At 41.4% G+C, this 23669-nt stretch carries 22 protein-coding genes; 15 read left to right on the top strand and 7 right to left on the bottom strand.

Translation table 11 applies throughout. The features are described 5' to 3' along the window. Window positions 1-193 precede the first annotated feature (193 nt). A complete protein-coding gene (locus MF4642_RS06035) occupies window positions 194-1126 on the bottom strand; it encodes a helix-turn-helix transcriptional regulator (RefSeq protein ID WP_078425636.1) in 933 nt (310 codons plus the stop codon). Window positions 1127-1295: 169 nt separating this feature from the next. Here MF4642_RS06035 and MF4642_RS06030 point away from each other — a divergent pair, with 169 nt between their 5' ends. The 10 genes from MF4642_RS06030 to MF4642_RS05985 all read left to right on the top strand — a co-directional run bounded on the left by MF4642_RS06030 (window position 1296) and on the right by MF4642_RS05985 (window position 14494). Further along, the gene (locus MF4642_RS06030; protein WP_078425635.1) at window positions 1296-2492 is read left to right on the top strand and encodes an alkane 1-monooxygenase; all 1197 of its coding nucleotides are present in this window, start codon (window positions 1296-1298) and stop codon (window positions 2490-2492) included. Between the two features lie 167 nt (window positions 2493-2659). After that, window positions 2660-3127: a Cys-tRNA(Pro) deacylase gene (gene ybaK, locus MF4642_RS06025; RefSeq protein ID WP_005399552.1), complete on the top strand. Its 468-nt coding sequence runs from the start codon at window positions 2660-2662 to the stop codon at window positions 3125-3127. A gap of 418 nt (window positions 3128-3545) precedes the next feature. After that, the gene (locus MF4642_RS06020) at window positions 3546-5330 is read left to right on the top strand and encodes an IucA/IucC family protein (RefSeq protein WP_078425634.1); all 1785 of its coding nucleotides are present in this window, start codon (window positions 3546-3548) and stop codon (window positions 5328-5330) included. Next, window positions 5323-6774 carry a lysine N(6)-hydroxylase/L-ornithine N(5)-oxygenase family protein gene (locus MF4642_RS06015; RefSeq protein ID WP_078425633.1) on the top strand — a complete coding sequence of 484 codons (1452 nt, stop codon included), beginning with the start codon at window positions 5323-5325 and terminating at the stop codon, window positions 6772-6774. Before MF4642_RS06020 ends, MF4642_RS06015 begins: the two co-directional genes overlap by 8 nt. Then, on the top strand, window positions 6771-8606 hold the full coding sequence (locus MF4642_RS06010; protein ID WP_078425632.1) for an IucA/IucC family protein: 1836 nt from the start codon (window positions 6771-6773) through the stop codon (window positions 8604-8606). Before MF4642_RS06015 ends, MF4642_RS06010 begins: the two co-directional genes overlap by 4 nt. Window positions 8607-8634: 28 nt before the next feature. Beyond that, on the top strand, window positions 8635-9279 hold the full coding sequence (locus MF4642_RS06005) for a GNAT family N-acetyltransferase (protein WP_062034856.1): 645 nt from the start codon (window positions 8635-8637) through the stop codon (window positions 9277-9279). Continuing rightward, a complete protein-coding gene (locus MF4642_RS06000) occupies window positions 9276-9656 on the top strand; it encodes a hypothetical protein (protein ID WP_078425631.1) in 381 nt (126 codons plus the stop codon). Before MF4642_RS06005 ends, MF4642_RS06000 begins: the two co-directional genes overlap by 4 nt. Beyond that, complete coding sequence (locus MF4642_RS05995; protein ID WP_078425630.1) at window positions 9644-10903, top strand: MFS transporter; 1260 nt, start codon at window positions 9644-9646, stop codon at window positions 10901-10903. Before MF4642_RS06000 ends, MF4642_RS05995 begins: the two co-directional genes overlap by 13 nt. A gap of 15 nt (window positions 10904-10918) precedes the next feature. After that, window positions 10919-13192: a TonB-dependent receptor gene (locus MF4642_RS05990; protein WP_078425629.1), complete on the top strand. Its 2274-nt coding sequence runs from the start codon at window positions 10919-10921 to the stop codon at window positions 13190-13192. 75 nt (window positions 13193-13267) lie between these two features. After that, window positions 13268-14494 (top strand): MFS transporter, encoded by a 1227-nt coding sequence (locus MF4642_RS05985; RefSeq protein WP_078425628.1) that lies wholly within the window; start codon window positions 13268-13270, stop codon window positions 14492-14494. A gap of 19 nt (window positions 14495-14513) precedes the next feature. Here MF4642_RS05985 and MF4642_RS05980 read toward each other — a convergent pair whose 3' ends face one another. Then, window positions 14514-15215, bottom strand: coding sequence for an LrgB family protein (locus MF4642_RS05980; protein WP_078425627.1), 702 nt, complete (start codon window positions 15213-15215; stop codon window positions 14514-14516). A gap of 9 nt (window positions 15216-15224) precedes the next feature. Then, window positions 15225-15641 carry a CidA/LrgA family protein gene (locus tag MF4642_RS05975; RefSeq protein WP_078425626.1) on the bottom strand — a complete coding sequence of 139 codons (417 nt, stop codon included), beginning with the start codon at window positions 15639-15641 and terminating at the stop codon, window positions 15225-15227. A 100-nt stretch (window positions 15642-15741) separates the two neighbouring features. On the opposite strand from MF4642_RS05975, the gene MF4642_RS05970 reads away from it, so the two are divergent. From MF4642_RS05970 to MF4642_RS05960, 3 genes are all read left to right on the top strand, one after another. Further along, window positions 15742-16641: a LysR substrate-binding domain-containing protein gene (locus MF4642_RS05970; protein WP_078425625.1), complete on the top strand. Its 900-nt coding sequence runs from the start codon at window positions 15742-15744 to the stop codon at window positions 16639-16641. A gap of 206 nt (window positions 16642-16847) precedes the next feature. After that, the gene (gene mtlD, locus MF4642_RS05965) at window positions 16848-18989 is read left to right on the top strand and encodes a bifunctional mannitol-1-phosphate dehydrogenase/phosphatase (RefSeq protein ID WP_078425624.1); all 2142 of its coding nucleotides are present in this window, start codon (window positions 16848-16850) and stop codon (window positions 18987-18989) included. A gap of 134 nt (window positions 18990-19123) precedes the next feature. Beyond that, window positions 19124-19612, top strand: a complete 489-nt coding sequence (locus tag MF4642_RS05960; RefSeq protein ID WP_058869534.1) for a winged helix-turn-helix transcriptional regulator — start codon at window positions 19124-19126, stop codon at window positions 19610-19612. A gap of 2 nt (window positions 19613-19614) precedes the next feature. Here MF4642_RS05960 and MF4642_RS05955 read toward each other — a convergent pair whose 3' ends face one another. Genes MF4642_RS05955 through tusD form a run of 4 tightly spaced genes read right to left on the bottom strand, consistent with a single transcriptional unit; the run spans window position 19615 to window position 20996 of the window. After that, window positions 19615-19926, bottom strand: a complete 312-nt coding sequence (locus MF4642_RS05955) for a TusE/DsrC/DsvC family sulfur relay protein (protein WP_078425623.1) — start codon at window positions 19924-19926, stop codon at window positions 19615-19617. A 14-nt stretch (window positions 19927-19940) separates the two neighbouring features. Next, window positions 19941-20222, bottom strand: coding sequence for a DsrH/TusB family sulfur metabolism protein (locus tag MF4642_RS05950; protein WP_078425622.1), 282 nt, complete (start codon window positions 20220-20222; stop codon window positions 19941-19943). A gap of 10 nt (window positions 20223-20232) precedes the next feature. Then, the gene (locus tag MF4642_RS05945) at window positions 20233-20583 is read right to left on the bottom strand and encodes a hypothetical protein (protein ID WP_005399536.1); all 351 of its coding nucleotides are present in this window, start codon (window positions 20581-20583) and stop codon (window positions 20233-20235) included. Window positions 20584-20627: 44 nt separating this feature from the next. After that, window positions 20628-20996, bottom strand: a complete 369-nt coding sequence (tusD, locus tag MF4642_RS05940) for a sulfurtransferase complex subunit TusD (protein WP_078425621.1) — start codon at window positions 20994-20996, stop codon at window positions 20628-20630. Between the two features lie 71 nt (window positions 20997-21067). Between tusD and MF4642_RS05935 the strand changes: the two genes are divergently transcribed. Both MF4642_RS05935 and fumC read left to right on the top strand, forming a co-directional pair. Further along, a complete protein-coding gene (locus MF4642_RS05935) occupies window positions 21068-22075 on the top strand; it encodes an NAD-dependent epimerase/dehydratase family protein (RefSeq protein ID WP_078425620.1) in 1008 nt (335 codons plus the stop codon). A 111-nt stretch (window positions 22076-22186) separates the two neighbouring features. Continuing rightward, window positions 22187-23581, top strand: coding sequence for a class II fumarate hydratase (fumC, locus tag MF4642_RS05930; protein WP_078425619.1), 1395 nt, complete (start codon window positions 22187-22189; stop codon window positions 23579-23581). The last annotated feature ends 88 nt before the right edge of the window (window positions 23582-23669 follow it).

Below are 23669 nucleotides of genomic sequence, written 5' to 3'. Positions count from 1 at the left end.
TTAAAAAAGTGTGGCTAGAGCGAAAAAGAACAAACAAGCAGTGGTTTGAAGCCATCTCTAGCAAGGATGCGGGATATTATAGTGTGATTTTCACAAGATGCTAATCTTTGTCTGCAAGTTCAGGGTATTTATCTTGATGGACAAAGACATAAGCTGAGAGAAGATTGCTATTAAACCATTACGGACGAGCATTTTAAGTTGGGTTTGGATTATTTCTATATTGGCTTGGGCTCATTTGGTACTGTCGTTTAAAGCTTTGGCTAAAAGCCGTTTCTGAGTTATAACCCACCCGATGTGCTATTTGCTGAATGGTTCCTTGTCCATTACGTAAGTATTGAGCGGCTAAACGCAGACGGTGTTGTTGTAAATAAGCCAAAGGGCTAGTGCCTAAAATTTGGCTAAACAATGTGGCAAATTTAGATCGTGACATACAACACTGTTCCGCAAGGGACTCAACTGTCCAAGGCTGTGCAGGTTCCGCATGAATTTTTGCAAGGGCATTGGAGAGTTCAGGGTGAGACAAAGCACTCAGCCAATTGTTCGAATCTTGTAGCGCATCAATATAATCACGTACACATTCAATTAATAAAATACTCACCAAATGATCCAAAATTTTGTCACGGCCTGGGCGTATACGTTGGACTTCTAGAGCGAGAAATTGCAGTCCAATTTGTAACCATTCAGGTACTGTGCTGAGATCTTTGTGCTGAAGGTGAATAAACGCGGGTAAGGCCTGTACTAAAGGACGCGCCATGATTGGGTCCATATGTGCATGTAAGGCCAAGATCACGGTTTCTTGTTGTGTCACATTACTCCCAAAAGTGACTTCTTTATGTTGGTTTTGGGCAAATAAGTCAGAAATATCGAATACTTCTAACAGTTGGTCGGTAGTTGAGGAGCGACACTCATGGCTTGGCCCTGAAGGCAGTAAGATCAAGTCTCCGACTTCAGCAACAATAATTTGTTTAGCATCTAAACAAATGGTGAATTTTCCTTGAAGTACCGCATAGGCCATCATGGTGGATTGTTCGGTATAGCGAAAAGCCCACTCACCGTGCGGTTTAAGGTAGAGGTACTCAGATTGGTTGAGGTGTATATCTTCAAAAATTTTACTTAAAGCATCCATACTTTACGGTTTCTAGTCTTTATTTCTTAGGCTTAATATTTGATTTAGGGTCAATTTAAGTCATTTTAGGCCAAGGACGATTACGCTGTTTTCTTGGACGTTAGCAACTGTTCTTTATGTCCCATTTCTAGAAATATAAAGGCATAACAAGAAAATTGGAAGAATGGTAATGAATGCATCAGTGAAAATGACGAATTCTAGCGTGGTCGTCAAAAATGCAGCAGGGATCGATAAAAAGCGTTTTGGCTGGTTATTGAGTCCTGGGCTTCCTGTGATTGGCATGGGCATTTTAGCGGGCTATCATTTTGGTCCGAAACCCACTAAGAAAATCTTCGCTTTGGGTGGGCCGCTGTTACTGCATGTCATTATTCCTGCGGTAGATGGTTTGGTCGGTGCGGATGAAAACAACCCTTCAGATGATGAAATTAAGGTCTTGGTAAATGACCCGTACTATGACCGTATTGTGAAATTGTTCATTCCGCTACAAATGGCAGCCAATTTGTTTGCAGGTTATGTGGTGACTCGCCAAAATGTCTCGATGCTCGACCAAATATTATTGGGTGTCTCCATGGGGGCAATTAATGGAGTAGCGGTAAATACAGCACATGAGCTGTGCCACCGTCCTAAAAAATCAGATCATTATTGGTCGCATATGACTTTATCGCCGTTGGTCTACAACCATTTCCGCATTGAGCACCCTTATGGGCACCATAAACGTGCTGCAACGCCAGAAGATCCTGCTTCATCGAAAATGGGGGAGACTTTTTATGAGTTTTGGCCACGTACCGTTTTCGGTGGGTTGAAGTCGGCGGTTGAAATTGAACATAAACGCCTAAAACGAAAAGGACTGTCTTTTTTCTCTAAAGAAAATGAACTGTTTCATGGATGGGCGATGAGTGCTGGTTTTCATGCAACCATGTTGAAGTTGTTTGGTAAAAAAGTGACGCCATATCTGGTGACACAAGCATTTTATGGCGTGAGTCTGTTTGAAATTATTAATTATATTGAACACTATGGTTTAAAGCGTAGCCAAAAAGAAGATGGCAGCTATGCGCGAACCATGCCAGAACACAGCTGGAATAATAACAATATTGTGACTAATTTATTCTTATATCAGCTACAACGCCATTCAGATCATCATGCCTATCCAACCCGCCCATTTCAGGCCTTAAGACATTTTGATGAAGCCCCTGAGCTACCAAGTGGTTATGCCACCATGTTGATTCCAGCGTTAATTCCAAAGCTATGGTTTAAAATGATGGATCAAAGAGTGTTCGATCACTACGAAGGTGATTTGACCAAAGCCAATATCTTGCCAAAGCGCCGTGCTCAAATCTTTAAGAAATTTGGATTAAGTGCTGACTAAACTGTGATATTTCAGCGCTAGCAAGCTGCATACATAGTTGACATCGAACTTACAGTCATTGATTCGTTAAGTGCCCGTAAGTTCGATGATCATGATAGGTGTACCGCTAAACTTTCTTTTTGAATAGGCATATAATGCTGGGTATGTAGTGAAAATATTGAACAGAAATGACACCTGCAACCAAACTTTTAAAAGCCAATAAAATCGATTTTTCTATTCATGAATATGAACATGATGCCAATGCAAAAAGTTTTGGGCTTGAAGCCGCGGAAAAATTAAATCTACGTGTCGAAGAGGTGTTTAAAACACTGTTGGTGACCGACGAAAAAAACTATTTTGTTGCGATTCTTCCTGTACACCATCAGTTAAACTTGAAAAAAGTTGCACAGGCAGTGGGGGCAAAAAAACTAAAAATGTCCGATCCTAAAGATGCAGAACGACTGACAGGTTATTTGGTCGGTGGGATTAGTCCTGTTGGACAGAAAAAAAGGTTAAAAACCGTGATTGACCAAAGCGCAGTACAGTTGGAAAAACTCTATGTCAGTGGGGGGAAGCGCGGCTTAGATATCGGTTTAAAACCGCAGGATTTAGCAAAAGTGCTTTCAGCCACTTTTGCAGATGTACTGGATGAATAAAGAGCAGTGACGTTTTCGATGCTTTATCTATTATATTAATTTAGTCTTGAGTTCTTTTGAGTATTAATTTGAGCACAAATGAAAGCCCATTCAGGTGACTGAATGGGCTTTTCCTTATGAAATATAGGGAAATTTTATAGTTCGAATCAATTATAAATTCATAAACTATCATTTAAAGCTATGGTGTAATTTTATATAGGCTTTATTAGAAAAACTGATTAAATTTTTAAAAGTATTAAAAAACAATAATATATGTTGGTGTCGTGCGTATATTTTCAAAATTAAACAAAATTGCAAAGACAAATGATAATAATTACCATTAACATGCTTTTGCAGCGTTGGCCAACGTGAACACCTTTAAGAAACATAATTACATGAAATGAGCTTGGAATAAGCTTTAAAAAGAGGAAATGGTCAGATGAAAGAGCTAGCCAATCGCTTGGCGATGCAGCATCTTGTCAATGCATACTCACAAGAAACAGGCAAGGCAAGCTTGTTTGAGAAGTATCAACAAAATTCAACTCAACTCGCGTTTAGCCAAGGTTTGACGCTGTTATCTTTGCCGCTGAGTTTAATCCAAGCACAGCTTTTTGTTCCGTTGAGCTATGTCAGTCGTGTCGGGCGACATCGTATTGCGGCTTTACCGCAAATTTTTCAAAAAGGCCAAAAGCTTAACTTTAGCGCAGCAGCCATGGTCAGTCTGTTACTAGAAGAGTTAGTGCAACAATCCGAATGCCATGTCGATGCTGCATCCTTGGTTGAGCGTTGGATTCAAAGTCGTGATGCATTACAACAGTTTTTAAATATTCGGGCAGAGGATTTTGATGCGCTCGTACAGGTTGAACAAGGTTTTATAGAGTCTGAACAGGCTTTGATTTTAGGTCATAGCATGCATCCTGCACCGAAAAGCCGAACAGGTTTTGTCCATGAGGACTGGCAAAAATATTCTCCCGAAGCTTGTGGTCAGACCCAACTGCATTATTGGTTGGTGGCACCTGAATATATTGCAGAAGGAACAGCGCTTGAGCAGGCTTTTTCAATACAACTTAAACAAGAAATCAAATGGCATTTGTCTGAATCGGAACTTGAAACCTTAGCTGCATATGTACATTACAAGCTGCTACCACTGCATCCATGGCAAGCTCGCTATTTACAAAGCAAAGTATGGTTTAAAAGTTTAAAAGCTAAACTGAAAATCATCGATTTGGGTGAAAAAGCATGGATATTTTCACCAACCACTTCTGTACGTACTTTGGCGAGTTTTAACGCGCGGTGGATGCTGAAACCTTCGCTTTCAGTGATGATTACCAACTCTATCCGCGTCAATTTAGCAAAAGAATGTCACCGTGGTGAAATGACCCATCGACTTTGGCACAGTGAGTTAGGGCAAAGTATCTTAAAGCAATGTCCAACTCTAAAAGCGGTCAATGATCCTGCATGGATTGCTCTTCAGTTAGATGGTGAAATCATCGATGAAACGATTTGTATTGTACGTGATCAGCCGTTTACTCCCGAACAGCAGGTCACGTGTATTGCTTCATTGTGTCAGGATCATCCCGTAGAAGAACGTAATCGTTTTAATGCATTATTTGATCAAATTGCTTCTCAACAAAAGTTAAATGATAAAGCACAAATCGCTCATGATTGGTTTAAGACCTTTTTAAACATCAGTCTGAGCCCACTCATGTACGTCTACCATCGTTATGGTATGGCCTTTGAGTCACATCAGCAAAATGTCTTGGTTGAATTGAAAGATGGCTGGCCACAGTGGCTATGGCTACGGGACAATCAAGGTTTTTATTATATCGAAGAACTCGCAGATGAAATTTTACAACAATTTCCAGAACTACATGATAAAGCCCATGCGGTAGGTTCAAAGGCTTTTGTCGATGAGCGCTTTAGTTATTATTTCTTTGGCAATACCTTGTTTGGCATCATCAATGCCATCGGTGCAACAGGTTTTGTTAGTGAGCAAGATTTACTGTCTGTTTTACAGCAACACCTCTTTGACCTTTTGAAGCAATATCCAGAGAGTAGTTTGATTCAAAGTCTGTTGTATCAACCGACGCTGCCTTATAAGGGTAACTTACTGACCCGTTTACATGAACTAGATGAATTGATTGCACCCGTTGAAAATCAGTCTGTCTATATTCAGTTAGCCAATCCGCTCTATATCAAACAAGAGGATGTCCTTTATGCTTGATTTTATTGCGATTGGCCTTGGGCCATTTAACTTAAGCCTAGCCAGTTTATTGCATGAAAAGACAGAATTGCACTATCTATTTTTTGAAAAAAAAGCGCAGTTCGACTGGCATGCAGGTATGCAACTTCCCAATACTGTCTTGCAAGTTCCATTCATGGCGGATTTGGTGTCGATGGTCGATCCGACCAGTCCGTTAAGTTTTTTGAATTACCTAAAATCACAGCAGCGCTTATATAAGTTCTACTTCCTTGAGCAGCCTCATATTCCGCGCCGTGAATATAACCATTATTGCCAGTGGGTGGCAGATCAACTGGGTCATATACAGTACCAGTCAACGGTGAAGGCCATTTATGCCAAAAGCGAAGGTTTTGAGGTGGTGGTTGAGCAAGGCGGGCGTTTTATTCGTTACTTGTGTCGAAACTTGGTGATTGGTTCGGGCAACCAGCCTTATCTACCTGAATGTCTGCGTAAGTTACAACAACAAGTCCCTGAAAAATGTATCCATTCAGCAGAGTACTTAACCCATAAAAAAGACAAGCTCAAAGGCAATGTCGTAGTTTTAGGCTCAGGACAGTCTTCTGCTGAAGTCTTTTTAGATTTGTTCGATCAGCAGTATCAACATGACTGTGTATCAACGGCTGACTTTAAGTTGCATTGGCTGACGCGTTCCAATGGTTTTTTCCCGATGGAATATGCACCTTTGGGATTGGAACATTTTAGTCCGAACTATACCCAACATTTTTATAGACTTTCAGAAACACAAAAAGCAGCGCAGTTGAAAGATCAAAGCTTGCTGTACAAAGGCATTAGTGCCAAAACCATACGTGAGATTTACCAAAAACTTTACCATCGTAGTATTGCCTCTGCTACACAAGCAACACATTTGCATGCACAAATTCAGTTGCTTAATGCTGAACTACTGGAAAGTCAGCACATTCGCTTGAGCCTTGAACATACGGTAACCAAGCAACGTTTTTATATGGATGTTGATTTTGTAGTGGCATCTACAGGTTATTACAGCCCTGAGTTTTCATTTTTAAAATACTTAAAGCCCTTGATTACAACAGATCAAGCGGGGCGTTGGAAGGTGAGACAAGACTATCGTTTGCAACATACAGCAATGGGGGAAATTTATGTGCAAAACCAAGAAATGCACAGTCATGGCGTAGGTACACCAGATTTAGGCCTAGGCGCATTTCGTGCTGCAACCATTGCCAATCAACTATTGGGTTATCAGCTTTATGAGCTGGACAGCAATGAAGAGACCTTTCAGCATTTCAACGCTGAGCAGAACCCTGAAATGTATGTGCAGAATGACACATCTATTACACGAACAGCTGCTTTAGCACCATCGATTCCTAAATCAAAAAATATTGAGCAGCGCAAAATACAAACAGGGGCACATCCCTCTATGCAGCCTTATACATTCGAGAAAATCATATGAGCTTTGCACAACTTCAAGTGAATCAGAAACAGTGGCGTTTGGCGGGACAGCGCTTAATTGAAATGGCGATTGCTGAATTTCTATATGAAGAAATTATTCAAGTGACCTATTTAAAGGAAAATCGTTACCAGCTGACGCTGGATGATCAAACCTATACTTTTAAAGCACAAAACTATTTATTGGGACATTGGCAGATTGAGGAGGGTTCAGTACGTGAATTGAGCACGGTTGAAGATCTGCCTGCATGGAACTTACATACTTTTATTCGCGCGTTTTCAAATCAAACCGAAGTTAAGCCTTTTACCAAGGCATATCTCATCAAAGAAATGAACAATACATGGTTAGCTGAGGCGCATTTATTTGATGAAAGTCGTTTAAGCAGTGAAGCAGCATTGACGGCATCGCATCATGAAATTGAAGGTATGCTCCGTGGTCATCCGTGGTTGATTATGAGCAAAGGTCGTATGGGTTTTGGTTATGACGACTACTTAAGTGCCGCTCCAGAACTTTCGCCAACGGTCAAAGTACTGTGGCTCGCAGTGCATCGTGATTTGGCAGAGTTCCGTTCTACTGAGGAGTGGCAAGCAGGGAGACTTTATCAATATGAGTTGGATGCAGAAGAGTTAGAGAGCTTTGAACAACAGTTATATGAAAGAGGCTGCTCTTGTCGTGACTATTTCCTTATTCCAGTACATGCATGGCAGTGGCATCAATGGTTAGTGCCAACTTATGCCAATGAAATCGTGGATCGGCGCATTATTGAACTAGGCGTTGGGCAAGATGATTATGTACCTATGCAATCGATTCGCACGCTTTGCAATATCAGTCAGCCTGAGCGTCATTATGTCAAATTACCGGTCAGTATCTTCAATACCGCAGTGTATCGTGGCTTACCTTCTAAACGAAACTTAGCAGCTCCAGCCGTCACAGCTTGGCTAAAGCAGATTCAATCTCAAGATCCAGACTTGAAACAGTCAGGCGTTGCATTCTTAGGTGAAGTGGCAACTTTGACTATTCATCAGCCTTGTTTTGATCAGATTGAAGGTGCGCCGTATCAGTTTAAAGAACTGTTTGGGTGTTTGTGGCGTGAAAGTGTAGATCCAGTGATTGGAGCAGGTGAACAGGCACTTTCTCAAGCGGCTTTATTACATCGAGATATCAATGGCCAGTCAATATTAGCTGTGTTGATTCAAGCGTCAGGTTTGAGTCCATTACAGTGGTTAAAACGCTTTGCCGAGGTATCGGTCACTCCACTCTTAATCTGTTTGTACAAATATGGCTTGGCTTTTTCTCCACATGGGGAAAATACCATGCTCATTCATGCCAATGGCGTACCGCAGAAAATGGTGCTGAAAGACTTTATTGATGATATCAATTTGGTTGATGAAGACTTTCCAGAATTGGCAAGTTTACCTATCGAAGGGCAAATTTTACTGCGTCATCCTGCGCATGAACTCAGTCATTTTATTTTCACGGGACTGTTTATGGTGCATTACCGTTATATCTGTAATGTATTCCTACAAGACTACCCTGAGCATAGCGAAGTTGAATTTTGGCAAACCATTTCATCGGTCATTGATGCTTTTCATCAGGCGCATCCAGAGTTGGCAGAACGCATCGAAAAATTTGCCATGTTTAGAGCCGAATTTGAAAAAATTTGTTTAAACCGAGTGCGTCTATTTACCACCAGTTATAACGATGAAGCAGAACGTCCTGTCCCTGTATTTTTAGATCCAATTGCCAATCCTGTCAGCCCTGAAACTTTAAAACGATGGTCAGAGCAGGTATCTAAGTCAACTGACGATACAACCACAAAGCGTATTGCATCATAAAAAACCAAAAAATTTAGCAGGCTACCATATGAAAACACTTTCACAGCAACTTCCCGATTTTTACGAATATTATGAGAATGAGACGCAATTTTACTTGCGCCAAGTACAGTATCCGCAGGACTTAGCACTGTTACATAAATGGATGCATGAGCCTCATGTTATTCCACAGTGGCAGCTGAATAAGTCTGAAATCGACCTTGCTGTTTATTTTGAAAAAATGCTGGCCGATGACCATCACCGTTTGTTGATCGTTGGGGTGGATGGGCAGGATGTGGGCTATACCGAAATCTATGAAGGCAAGCGTGACCGTCTAGGACGTTATTACGATGGTGATGATTTAGACCTCGGTTGGCATTTATTGTTTGGTGAAAAGTCGGCTTTCGGTAAAGGCTACTTGCGTCCAGTAATGCGGCTATTAGGTTTTTATATTTTTGAAAATGCACCTTCCGACAAAATTGTCGGGGAGCCTGACCATACGGTTAAACCCTATGCCGCAGTGGTCGAAGAAATGTGCTATGAGGCGCAGCGCTTGATCCCGATGCCTGAAAAAACGGCCATGTTGTATTACTGCTTTAAACAAAAATTCTATGAAAAATTTGGGGGGTATTTAACTGATTCAAATGCATTTATGCAAAACCATAATCCACTCAATAGGACTGAGGAACTTACATGAGCTATAGCTCAGAACATATACAAATCATGGACATGCGCTTTTCAGCGCATGTCACTGTTGCCGAATTTGAACAATGGCTCAGTCAAGTTGAACGTTTTTTCTTAAAAAAACAGAACTTTGTTTTGGTCATGCAAACCGATATCGGTACGGAATTTCCTGAGGAATACCGTCAACTGCAAGCGGTTTGGTACAAAAAGTATAAACAACTTTTCTTTCAATACTGCTTGGGTCTGGTTCGAATTGCACAAGACCCAACCGATCAACAACGACTGAATACACCTTCACTGCATGCTGCATGGCGGGTGCCTTACTACGTCACACTTGATCATTCTGATGCACTGCAATGGGCAGTGCAGAGGTGGATATGCAAAACCTAAATACACAAAGAGCAACACGCCAAATCTCAGCTTTGAGCTTAGCCGTTGTCATTGTTTTATATCTGGCACATGCCTTGCCTTTGTATTTTTACAATGTGGCATTGCCCGCTATTTTGCGACATCAGGGGGTAGATTTACGTTGGATTGGAATGCTGTCGCTACTTTATATTCCATGGGCGTTTAAGTTCTTATGGGCGCCACTCATTGACCGACTTTATATCAAGAAGTTAGGTAAACGAAAAACATGGCTGCTCTTTACACAAATAGCCCTAGTACTTGGGGTATTGGCCTTGGCATTTACCCAGTTCTCTTATGGGCTGGTGGTGTTTGTTGTGATTGGCTTGTGGATTTCAAGCTTTGCGGCGACTCAAGACATTGCCATTGATGGTTATACCGTAGAAACCTTTTCAGCATCTGAGTACCGCCTAGGTAGTATGGCTCAGAGTATAGGGGTGGCTTTGGGGAGTATGTTGGGGGGCGCAGCTACACTGTGGCTCTACCAGTACTATGGTTGGGAAAGCGCATTGGTGTGTTTAGCACTCATGACCGCTTTAACGATGTTTGCTGTTTTTTATATTCAAGAAAATACAACCGAACAGACGAATATCGCTAAACAAGCGCCAAGCTTAATCCGTGCTTTTAAACGACCAGAGATTTTATCTGCCTTGGTCCTGATCCTATGTTATCGCGTGGTGGAAGCACCAGCAATGGCGATGCTCAATCCAATGCTGATTGACCAAAAATGGACGCTTGCCCAAATTGGGGTGCTGATGTCTGTGATTGGAGCAGGTGTTGGTTTGTTGGCGGCTGTGAGTGCCGCATTTTTATTGAAAAAAATTCAGGCTACACAGTTGCTTATTTGGGCGGGGTGGTGCCGAACAGCATTGTATGGGGTGATTGGCGCAGCCATTATTTTGGGCTGGTTAAACCATTGGCATTTGCTCTTGGGGGGATTTGTAATTGTTATGCTTGCGATTCGTTATGTCGCGATGACTTCATTATATGCCTATTTCATGCAAAGCAGTTCCAAAGAACAGGCAGGCACGGACTTCACCATCTTGGTGTGTTTTGAACTGTTGGTTTATTTCATCGGGGGAGCCGCATCGGGCTTTTTAGCCAAATCACTTGGCTATGGCAATTTTTATGTGGTGTTGGCGGTTGCATCTGTAGTCAGTGTACTACTGAGCCAATACATCATTGCACGTCATCAAAAAACTCAACAAAAACTGTTGAATCAAGAAATTTAATAAAAGGAAAAAGAAATGAACCGTTTTATGTTACCAATGCAATTGACTTGTTTAACACTGGCTGTATGTACACAGTTATATGCTCAAGATAACGTTCTAACAAATTCAGCAAGTCAGACAAGTAGTGTTGGGGCCCAACAAAAAGAAACCACACAACTCGCACCGATTGTGGTGACAGCAACCCGCTCTGCAAAGAGTATTGCAGACATTGCGGGCACCGTTTATAGCATTGATCAAGCTGAAATTGAAAAACAGGCCAATGCAGGTCGTTCAACTGCTGACATTATTGGCTTTTTAATTCCTTCATTGACACCAAGTTCAGGTACAACCAGTAACTATGGGATGACCATGCGTGGTCGTGCAGTGCAATACATGATTGACGGAGTACCTCAGACAGGTTCTCGTGATAGTTCACGTCAGTTGAATAGTATCAGCCCAAATTCGATTGAACGTATCGAAGTGGTATCTGGTGCAAGTAGTATCTATGGTGCAGGTGCGACAGGCGGGATTATTAATATTATTACTAAACGTGGTGGTCAAGACCCAATTAGCTTTGAATCTAAACTCGGTGTGACGTCGGGTGATAGTATCCGTAGCGCTGCTATGGCATATGAAGCATTCCAATCGGTTGCCTTTAATCAAGGTGATGTGAGTGGTTATTTAGGTGCGAGTTATAACAAACGTGGCGAATTTCAAGATAGTCACGGTGAGCGTATCGGACCTGAAGTTGCACAGACTGATCGTCAAGACACAGAAACTGTCGATGTGAATGGTCGTCTAAGTTGGCAATTTACTGACAATCAAAAGCTAAGCTTTGGTGCGCAATATTATAATGATGAGCAAGATAGTGAGTATGGTCCTGATTATGGTACAGGCTTAGCCGTCCTGTTTGGTGCGGAGCCGACTTTAAATGCTGTAAAAGGTTTAGATCTCGATACTCAGCCAAGAACCAAACGTTCGAACTTTAATCTGCAATATGAGCATCAAGATTTATTAGGGCAGATATTAAATGCGGAAGCTTATTATCGTTCAGAAACAGGGCGTTTTTATCCAAGTGCAAATTATTTAGCACATTCTGCAATTCCAAGTGGTGGTACATATATCGTAACGCAATCTGAAACTGATATTGATGTATGGGGCGCTCGACTTGCTTTACAAAAAGCCTTTGATCTTGGTAGCCGTAGTCTGAACCTAACTTATGGTATGGATTATGATTTTGAGCAAGGTTCTCAGACTGCACAACAATATAATCTTGGAACCTTTATGGCGAGTAATGGTTTGACACTCGATCCACAAAATGAATATGCCTTTGGTCCAGATGTTGATACGTCGAAATTTGGTCTTTTCTTACAAACACAATTCGATGTTACGGATCACTTAAATCTACAAGCTGGCATTCGTCATGAGCGTATTGATAGTGAAGTTCAGGACTCGATTCCTTACAGTGAAGCGATGGTTGCAGATGCTATTCCAACATATACACCAGTTGCTTTAAATGGTGGTAAGGTAAAGCATGATGCGACATTATTTAATTTGGGCGCGCTTTATCACTTAACAGATGCTCAACAAATTTTTGCAAACTTTTCTCAAGGATCAAATTTACCTGATATTCAACGTATGCTTCGTGATGTACCCGCAAGTTTTACTGTGAATAGTCAAACTATTGATCCAATTAAAGTCAATAACTATGAGCTGGGATGGCGTGTACAAGCTGCAAACGGTTTAAATGCGAGTGTCACCACTTTCTATAATGACTCAGATAAAAGTTTAAAATTTGGCCGTCCCAACTACACGATTGAAGTACTAGATACCGATGAACGCGTTTATGGTGTTGAAGGAAATCTGTCATATCGACTACAACCGAATTGGACAGTGGGTGGAACCATGGCTTATACCCGCGGACAGTTTAAAAATACCGCAGGAAAGTGGCAAGAGCTAGACGCAATTCGTGTTGCACCACTGAAAGGCACGGCATTTTCTGAGTGGCAGTTTAACAACGATATGAGCCTGCGCGTTCAATCTCTTGCTATCGGTGGTACAGATAAAGCCAAAAAAGATGCGGTAAAGTATGGTTCAACGCTTCCTGCTGAAATCAAAGGTTTCGCAACAATGGACGTTATAGCCAATGCCAAAGCAGGTCCTGGTACTGTGGGCTTTGGTGTGTATAACGTATGGAATGCAGACTATAAAACTGTATTTAGTCAGGCTGTCGCACCAACCTATGGCGCCATTTCAAGCTTAGCAGCTCAAGGTCGAACCTATGGTCTGAGCTATACATTAAAATATTAATTGCACAACCAGAGGTAGCTTTCAGCTACCTCTTTGCTTTGTAATCTCGCTTTAAGAAATGGTTTAAATAATAAAATGAATAGCAATAACAAAATCTTTATTGCAGGCAGCCTTGCCAATGGCGCTTGTTTTTCGATGATTTTACCTTTACTTGCACCGTTTATTCGGCAACTGGGGCTGACTGAACTGCAAGGTGGAGCATTGGTTTCGGCTGGTGCTTTGGTGATGGCCATTTCAGCTATTTATATTTCCAAACAAACTCAAAAATTCAGCATTTATCAATTGTTAAGTATCGGTTTTATCGGTATGGCGATCACTTGGGGCTTATTTGCGGCGGTACTCAGTTATGGGCTGAGTTATGCCATTTCATTTGCTGCTTTGTTTAGTTTATTGATATTGACCCGTGCCAGTACTGGCTTTTTTATGGCGATGCCACAAATTGCGCTGCAGAGTTATGTCATGACGGCTTTTCACAGTGAACAGGAACGTAGCCAGAATATGGCGAAGTTTGGCGCGCTGAACAGTTTAGGCGTGGTGATAGGTCCTTTAGCGACGACATTATTGTTGACATGGAGCATGTTGACACCATTGTGGGGTGCAGTGGCTATTCTAACGGCTATGGCGGCTTGGATTGTACTAGGCTTTCAAGGGAAGCAAGCGTCACAGACACAAGAACGGGACGAAACCACAGCGAAATTACAAGACGTGTCTACAGAAAAGCTGCAATGGTCAAAGTTAGGGATTTGGTTATTGCTGGGCTTTAGCCTATATGTCGCTATTGTCACCCTGAATTTAACCGCTGGTTTTTATATCCAAGATCGATTTCATTTTGATACCTACCAAAGTGCAGTGTATTTTTCTCAGTGTTCATTGATTGTGGGGATAGCGCTCGTTTTGATGCAATTGGCGATTTCAAAATGGTTTAAGTGGTCGATTAAACAATTGCTTTGGGTCGGTCTTGTGACGATGGTTTTGGGTTTATTACTTTCACTGAGTGCCAGTCAGATTTGGACTTTCCAAGCAGCTTATATTTTTTACGGAATCGCCGTGGCCTGTTTAATCCCAGCTTTTACCACGGGGGCAGCCCAAACCGCACCAACCACGCTACAAACTACAATTGCTAGTTTATGCACAGCTACGCAAGCACTGAGTTTCGTTTTTGCACCGTTGTTAAGTACAGGCTTATATCAGTGGAATCAGCATTTACCCTATTATTTTTTATTGGCATTGATGACGGGGCTGATGCTGTACTTTAGCTTTAAACACATACAAGTAAACAAGGATCTCAGTAGTGTGGTATGAGATCCTTTATTGATGATGTTTAACCAAGAAGATAAACGACAGCGTGAATTAAACTTGGGCCAAACAGCACCATGAAAATACCTGCCAAAACCATACTGAGGCAGGCCGCGACGCCTTCTTCTTTATGACGTTTGAAAGCAGTGCTGGTACCAAAACCATGTGCGGCACTACCCAATGATGCACCTTGAGCAAATTTAGAATCCAATTTTAGAACAAGCAATACGCTGTTAGCCAAGAGTCCACCAACGATACCTGTAATCACAGTGAATAAAATCACCAGCTCGACTGAGCCTCCGACGGCTTGCGTGACTTCCATGGCAAAAGGGGTAGAGATAGAGCGGCTCATCAGACTGTAACTGGTCACAGCATCAAAATGGAACAAACGTGCCAAGTAAAAAGAGCTGACTACGCCAACCAACATACCCACGATAATGCCTAAAGCAATCGAAAAAGCATGCTGCTGAATGACTTTGCGATATTCATAGATCGGGATGGCAAACGCGACCGTTGCAGGGCCTAACATCCAGACTAACCATTTGCTGTAGTACATATAGTTGTCATATTGGATGTTGAAAAACACCAGACACAAAATAATCAGACAGGGAATAAAAACCGCTGGTGAGAGCAATACATAAGGATGTTTTTGATAAAACTTTTTACCCCAAAGATAGGCCAGTACAGTCCCGATAAAACAGATCAAGGCAACGAAATGAATATGCATGATTGTTCCTTAAATTTGACTTTTCAACTGATGTGACTGCTTGGGCTTTTTTTGAAACTTGGCTTCAATCTTAAAGCCCAAGAAAACACAGTATGCAGTGCAGGTCATCACGCAAATGGTCCCAAGGACAATAGATAAAACGAGTTGCCAACCTTGGGTAAGAAAAAGATGTTTATATTTGATTAAGCCAATAATACAAGGAATAAAAAACAACAACAGCTCAGCTAAAAGTAGATCCGAACCTGACTTAATCCAGTCCAGCTTAAATACACCCGCTAACAGAGAAATAAGTAAAAGCGTTAGACCCACGACCCCACCTGATATCGGTAAAGACAGGGCGACTTGTATCAGCGTTCCGATATACCAAATCCCAATCAGCAAACCTACTTGAAGAGTAGAACGATAAGGCAATTTGAACGAACGCATTGGAAGGCCACAGAGTATAAGTTGTTGGTGTTATTTTAAGTTTGACCTGATCGTGTAATTATGAATAATAAAATAATAATTATGCTTAATTGGAATAATATTGGATTTTAAAGCGCTAAAAATATTTGTGCAGCTGGTGAAAAGTCACAGTTTTAGTCTTGCTGCGGAGGAACTATCGGTGACTCAACCCACTATTAGTAAATCTTTAAAACAGTTAGAAGATGAAATAGGGCTGCCTCTATTTCATAAAGGCGAAGCAGGGCGCAAGCGAGAAGTCAAACTGACCTATATGGGAGAACAAGTCTATTTACATGCTGTGCAGATTTTGCAGCAGGAGCAACATATCTTTGAAGCAGCAGATCAAATTCGTGGGCTGAAACAAGGTGTGCTGAGATTGGGTTTGCCACCTTTAGGCTCAGTATTGTTGAGTTCCTTAATCGTTAAATTTCACAAATTGTATCCCAACATTGAATTGAACTTTTTAGAAGTCGGCGCGACAGGCATTGAAGAAGCCATTTTGGCCAAAAAAATTGACGTTGGGATTTTATTGGGCGAGTTAAAACCCAGCATTCAAGGCATTCAAATTATCGATTCACCGTTGTGTTTGCTTTCCAACTACGATTCACAGTGGAGAAAGCGCGGTGTGGTGCAATTCGCTGAACTCCAAGAAGAGTCATTTTTACTGTATGCAGACACCTTTACTTTAAACCATGTGATTCTAGATGCTGCGATGGCGGCTGGTTTTGAACCCAAAGTGTTATGTAAAAGTAGCCAGTGGGACTTTATTGCCAAAATGGTCGAGTCAGGTGTCGGGATTGCTTTACTGCCGCAAATTTATTGTGAGCAGTTAGATCGCGCGAAATTCAGTGTCAGTTTAGTGGAACAACCCAGCTTGCGATGGAACTTAAATATGGCATGGAATTCAACCGTGGTGATGAATCCTGCAACACGTGCATGGTTATCGATCATTGATGAATATAAAGATCAAATTCATTTTTAGAAGTTTTATCTTCAGACACGCTTTATTAAAAAAATGATCTACATGGTTACGTTTTGATTACTTAATATTACCTAGTGGTTACAAAAAAACGCCTAAATGCTAATTTATTGATCAATAAACAGACAAAAATGTTTCATAAAATCAGATCAAAGTCTCTGTGCCCGATTTTTGTATAGTCTAAGTGCAAACATAAAAACGGAGGCTAAATGTTTAAATTTAAGAATGATATTGTGCATGGTGCGCTTTTTGACATGGATGGAACAATGTTTGATACCGAGCGTTTACGGTTTCAAACCTTGAAACAGGCATCCAAAGAGCTGATTGGGGTTGAGTTTTCAGATGCCTACCTTATGGCATGTTTAGGTTTAAGTGCCCGAAGTGCGGAGGCCTTGGCGCAAAAGCAATATGGACAGGAAGTTCCCTATGCTGAGATTCGTAAGCGTGCAGATGAATTAGAATTAGAAACAGTGCGCCAATATGGTGTGCCGATTAAAAAAGGTTTGGTACAAGTTCTAGAACGCTTACGTAAAGCAGGATTACGTATGGCTGTGGCGACCTCGAGTCGAAGAGCGATTGCTGAAGAGTATTTAATCAATGCCAATGTTTATAAGTTTTTTGACGTCTTGGTGTGTGGTGATGAGGTTGAAGAGGGGAAACCACATCCTGAAATTTTCTTAAGTGCGGCACAAAAACTAAACCTTGAACCTGCGCAGTGTTTTATGTTTGAAGACTCGGAAAATGGTATCCGCTCGGCACATGATGCTGGGGGCATCTGTGTACTGTTTAAAGATATTAAAGAACCCAATGCAAGCATGTTGGCACATGCCAATTATTATTTTGAAAATATGTATGACTATCTAACGGAATTAGATATCTATAGCACGCATCTGGAAATGCCCAATTTACAAGAAAGCTTTCCTCAAACTTTAAATCAACTAACTGTGGGGATTCATGGATTTGGCGCCATTGGCGGAGGCTATATTGCACAAATCCTGTCGCATTGGGATGGCTATACGCGTCCTAAAAAAATCTATGCATCTACACGCAACAGTTTATACCGTTCAGCTGTAAACGCTTTTGGGGCGTATTGTATTCGCTATGGGCAAGTGTCTTATGATGAGCGTATTGAAAATATGCATATTATTGATGCTGAAGACTTACAGCAGATGCATGCCATGTACGTCGAGTCGAGTTTAATTGCAATTTGTTTAGCTGAAAATGCATTAGCCAGTGAAGCTGCAACCATTGCACAGGGTCTCTACGCACGCTATCTGGCACAAGATGAGCAAGTTAAAACTCCACTGACGCTGTTAATTATCTTAAATAAAATAGGCGCCAAGCAGTTGGTTCTAGAGCAGGTACGTAAAGCCTTGGTGGAATTAACAGACCATGCTGTTGCTGATTTTATTTTAGAGCAGCACTATTTCTGCGATACGGTAGTCAACCGTATGGTGTCTAAGCTGAGCGATAAAAATCTATATCGTCAACTGTGTATTAAATACAATATTTTTAAGCAATATCAACTTGATGACGAGAGTAATCAAATTGAAGTTGAAGATGTTAGTAAGCTCAGTGCAGAACAAGAGCGCCGTGCCAGTGAATATGTAGAAGATTTAAGGCAAAATTTCCAACCCAGTCATATTTTACAGCATATGGATTTAATCCTTTTCAATGCTGAAATGGATATGCCGATTTACGTGGAAAATAAAAGTCCCTTACTCAGTAAAATGCGTCAAATGATCTTGGTCGATCAAATTTCAGATATTCAACTTATTAAAAACCGTTTATGGAATGGCGTACATGCCATGACTGCATGGTATGCAAGCCTACTCGGGCATCAGACTATTGGTGTGGCGATGGGCGATCCGCGAGTGCAGTATTATGTTGAAAAACTGCTTGCAGAAGTGACGCAGGGTCTGACGCATTACCTGCCAAAACGCAAAAATGATTTAACGCGTTTAGCCCGAAGTTTTGATCAATCTTGCCAGTATGCCTATAAAGATCCATGTAGTCGGGTTGGGCGTGATCCACTGCGTAAGTTGAGTGCATTTGAACGTGTATTTTCATCGGTCGCATATAATGTCTCGCATGGCTTTTCTTTTGAAGCGCTATTAAGTGGTGCGATCTTTGGCTATTTGTATTTGATGGAAGAAGAGGAACAGCCCATAGATGTGTTGTTAGGGCATTTGAAGCAACAACTTCAACAGATGAACCTGTCAAAAGCGCACAAAAAAGCGCTGTATTATGTCATTCAAAAACGTCTCAATGAATATCAAAATGGTGAGTTGGGAATGGAAGAATTTATGATCCCTGACCAACCTCAAAAGGCTGAAATGAGCTGTGCTTAAGCCTTCATGACGTTCAGATGTCTTTGAGCCGACTAAAATGTGGAAACACCATAAGAAAAGCTGGGTAAAAAGAGCTTTTCTTATGGTCTTAAATCTTTTAACGTTAGACCTAAGAGAGACTTGGTTTTTTTACAATGAAATGGGATGAGATCGGGGAACAACCGTGTTCAATTGCACGAACGCTGTCAGTGATTGGCGATCGGTGGACGATGTTGATTTTACGAAATGCATTCTTGGGTGCACGCCGTTTTGAAAGTTTTCAACAAAACTTAGGTGTCACTCGTCATGTGCTTTCTGAGCGTTTAAAGCGTTTGGTTGAACATGATATTTTGGAGAAAAGACCCTATACAGATCGCCAAGAGCGCTTTGAATATTGTCTGACTGAAAAAGGCCTAGCTTTATACCCAGTGCTGATGTCCATGGCAACATGGGCCGATCAATGGATGGACGAAGGCTTAGGTCGTCCCGTGCAATTTATTCATAAAACCTGTGGGCATAGCATTCAGCCACATTTGGTTTGTAACGAATGTGGTGATGCTATACATGCCAAAGACATCAAAGCGATACCGACACAGGTTTATGTCGATGCTTTAGCTGCTCAATCAGACGTTAAACAAGCTTAAGTTTATAAACAGTTTGCAGGTTTTGGCACGCCTGCCAAACGACTCAGATGGCGCGCTACAAGCCCAGTATTAAACTTTTCTTGCAGTATGGCATTATTGATGTCTGCACTGACTGTTTTCATTAAAAACTTAATCAGCGGACGTGTTGCAGGTGAGTGTCCAAACTGTTGGTAAAATTGACGCACTGCCATGAGGATTTCAAAGTGCCAATCGGTCAATTCAAGCTCTAAAGATTTTGCTAAATCTTTTGCAACCTCTTGATTCCAAATGGTGTAATCGACTAAATGACCATCTTGGTCTAATTCTAAATTCATCTAAACACTCAAAACTATTTCAAACTGATACAACGACTATGGTTTAAGCATAGCTCAGCAAACCTAGTATAGCTGATGGTTTCTAAATTACTCGGATGGACAGCAGCAATATTTTCAGCATCCTGTTCAAGCACAAATATACAAGGCAACTGCTGAATAAAAGTATGCTGTATATACAGGGCTGCATCACCCATTAAAACCACATCATCCCCTGATTGATAGAGGTTTTGTAATTTACTCAGCGCTTGTTCCGTCGCGGAAAATGGAGACTGTACGAAATAAAGTGTTTTGCTCATAATTGTTTCCTTACCAATATAATACATGGTCAAACTGTTGTATTAAATTGGAATTGAGTTCAACACATTCAATTTCTTGCTCGGTTTGTTGAACAAAAGCAGAAGCTTGATTCTTGGTTTCAATCCAAATCGGGCTTAAGTCATAAAACTCAAAGCTATCAACCATGTTTGAAGCCAGTTTAAACGCATGTTTTAAGGGTTCAAATGATTGAGCATTGTTTAATAAGCTGAGTGCAGCATCTTGTAATAAGACTTTGACTTCACAGCCAAAAGTTGCAAGAACCATGGTTGCAGAGAGGCTTTCATGCACCTGCAAAGAGTTTAAATTGGCTTGGGTTAAAATAACAAGTACAGATTTCACACAATATACCTTTTAAAAGCAACAAATTCTTGAAAACTTAGCACTTAGAATTGAATTAAGCGCTTTGCAGACTGAACGGCATCGGCCAGTTCCCCTAGGCCTACCAAGTCAAAACCTGTAGCAAGATTATGCTGTGCTAACTGATGACGCTGTGCATTTTCGGCATCGGTAATTCCTCGGGCCAAAGCTGCACTTACACAAACGGGTAGGCGAATGGCGAGTTTTTGCCACTCAGAACATAGATTCCGTTGGTCGTCAGGTACCCATTGCAGGGCATTGGCAACTTGAACAGCATCTTGGTAGAAAAACACTCGAAAGGGTTCATTTTTCCCATGCAGTGCTTGCGCTAAACCTAGAGCATGCCATGCATGAATTGAACTCGGTGCGGAGGTAATTAGTAATAAAGTACTCATCAAACTTCACTAGAGGAATGTCCAAAGCTTGCTTGGTACATTCGGACTTCATAATAAAAAGGTAGTATACAATGATTTTAGTGACTGGTGGTTTAGGCTTTATAGGCTCTCATATTGCTTTGAGCTTTATGGCGCATGGGCAAGAGGTCATTATTGTAGACAATTTATCCAATGCGAACTTACAAACTCTTGAACGATTAGAATTTATTAGTGGCATGTACGTGCCTTTTGTCAAAATTGATATACGAAATACCCCTGCTTTAAACAAAGTTTTTGAGCAGTATTCCATCGATGCGGTGGTGCATGCTGCAAGTTTTAAATCGCTTGAAGAATCTGTACTGAAGCCTTTGGAATACTATAATGACAATGTCAGTTGTATCATGAGTTTACTGCGTGCCATGCAGCGCACAGGTGTCAGAACTTTGGTTCATCTTTCAAGTCTTGCGGTCTATGGTGAATCCAGCCTACATTTAGAAGAAGATTTAGAACTGAATTTCGGCTATCCAAACCCGTATATCAAATCGCAGCAAATGGTCGAAGAAATTATTCGAGATACAGCAAAAACGGATAATGAATGGAAAATTGCAATTTTAAGAATGGGCAATGTCGCAGGCGCATTTGAAAATGCGATGCTCGGAGAATCGTTTCCGCCTTTACCGAAAAATATTATTCCACTGTTGATGCAAGTCGCTGCAAAACAGCGTGATCATATTGAACTTAGAAAAAGTGCACAAACCACAGATCATACCGTAGAGCGTAGTTTTTTACATATCCTCGATGCCTGTGATGCGATTGCGGCTTCGCTACAATGGTTAAGTACTCAACAGTTTGCTTGTGAAGCCTTTAATATCGCAGGTCAAAGTGTATCGATACAGCAGTTGGTTGAAAAAGTTGAAAATGTAACACAAAGTGATATTGCTACAGTCGATGTTGTGGATTCGCATATCGTGGAATTAGATCAGGTCGCAGCAGAGTGTAGTAAAGCGAAAAACGTTTTACACTGGCAAGCGAAACGCAGTTTAGAACAAACCCTTGAAGATGGATGGCGTTTCTACCAACAAAGTTTAGATGGCCGTTAATTAATTTACTGATAACAATTATCATTTACATATTTTTGCTTAATCATTAAGATAAGGAAAACAAGCGCAAAATAATCATTTTGCAATTCACTTAAAAAGGAAGAGGTTAAAATGCAAACACGTATTGAACATGACACGATGGGCGAAGTTGAAGTACCGAGCGAAGCACTTTGGGGTGCTCAAACTCAGCGTAGTTTGCAAAACTTTAAAATTGGCAGTGAACGTCTACCACGTCCAATGATTCGTGCCATGGGCTTAGTGAAAAAAGCAGCAGCACAGACCAATGCTGAACTTAACCAAATTCCACAAGAATTGGCGCAATACATCGTGGGTGCTGCGGATGAAGTGATTGCAGGGCAGTGGGATAGTCAGTTTCCTTTGGTGGTATGGCAAACTGGTTCAGGCACGCAAAGCAACATGAACTGTAATGAAGTGATTGCCAATATCGCCAATCAGAAACTCGGCAATCCTTTAGGCGCACAAAAACCTGTACACCCGAATGATCACGTGAACCGTGCTCAGTCGACCAATGACTCGTTCCCAACGGCGATTCATGTCGCAGCAAGTATTCAGATCAATGAATTACTGATTCCTGCGGTTACCCAGCTTCGAGATACTTTAGAGGCAAAGTCTCAAGCATTTGCTGACATCGTCAAAATTGGCCGAACTCATTTACAAGATGCGACACCCTTAACCTTAGGCCAAGAATTTAGCGGTTATGTTTCTCAGCTCGATCACGGCTTAAAGCGTTTACAACAAGCACTTTCAGGTTTGTATGAGCTGCCTTTAGGTGGAACGGCTGTAGGTACAGGGCTGAATGCTCATCCTGATTATGCAGAAAAATCAGCGGAGCAACTGGCACAGTTGACTGGACTGCCTTTTGTGACTGCACCAAATAAATTTGAAGCATTGGCTGGGCGTGATGCAGCAGTGTTTGCCTCGGGTGCATTAAAAACGCTTGCGGTAAGTTTGAATAAGATTGCCAATGACATTCGCTGGTTGGCAAGTGGCCCGCGTTGTGGTTTTGGCGAGTTACGTATTCCAGAAAATGAGCCAGGCTCAAGTATTATGCCGGGGAAAGTGAATCCGACTCAAAGTGAAGCGATGACCATGGTGGTGGCTCAAGTCTTAGGCAATGACACCACGATTAATGTTGCGGGCGCATCGGGTAACTTTGAGTTGAATGTATTCATGCCAGTGATTGCGCTTAATTTATTGCAGTCGATTCAGCTTTTGGGTGATGCATGTAATAGTTTTAATGATCACTGTGCAGTGGGTATTGAACCAAACCGTGAAAAAATTGATCACTTCTTACATGACTCATTGATGTTAGTTACGGCTTTAAACCCAGTGATTGGCTATGAAAATGCAGCGAAAGTTGCCAAAACAGCCTATAAAGAAGGGAAAACGTTAAAACAGGTGGCCGTAGAATTGAACTTAGTCACGGCTGAGCAGTTTGATGAAGTAGTACGTCCAGAGCAAATGATTTCACCAAATGTAAAATAGCCCTTGGTCCAGATGCTCAACTAAAGAGCAAATGAACACCAGCGGTTTTTATCTTTGGGCGAAGTCGGTACAATGGTCGACTAAAGAT

Source organism: Acinetobacter sp. MF4642, from assembly GCF_002018925.1.
GTDB classification, from domain to species: Bacteria; Pseudomonadota; Gammaproteobacteria; order Pseudomonadales; family Moraxellaceae; genus Acinetobacter; species Acinetobacter johnsonii.
Note: the sequence above shows the minus strand (reverse complement) of the source record. Positions and strands in the feature narration are given on the sequence as shown.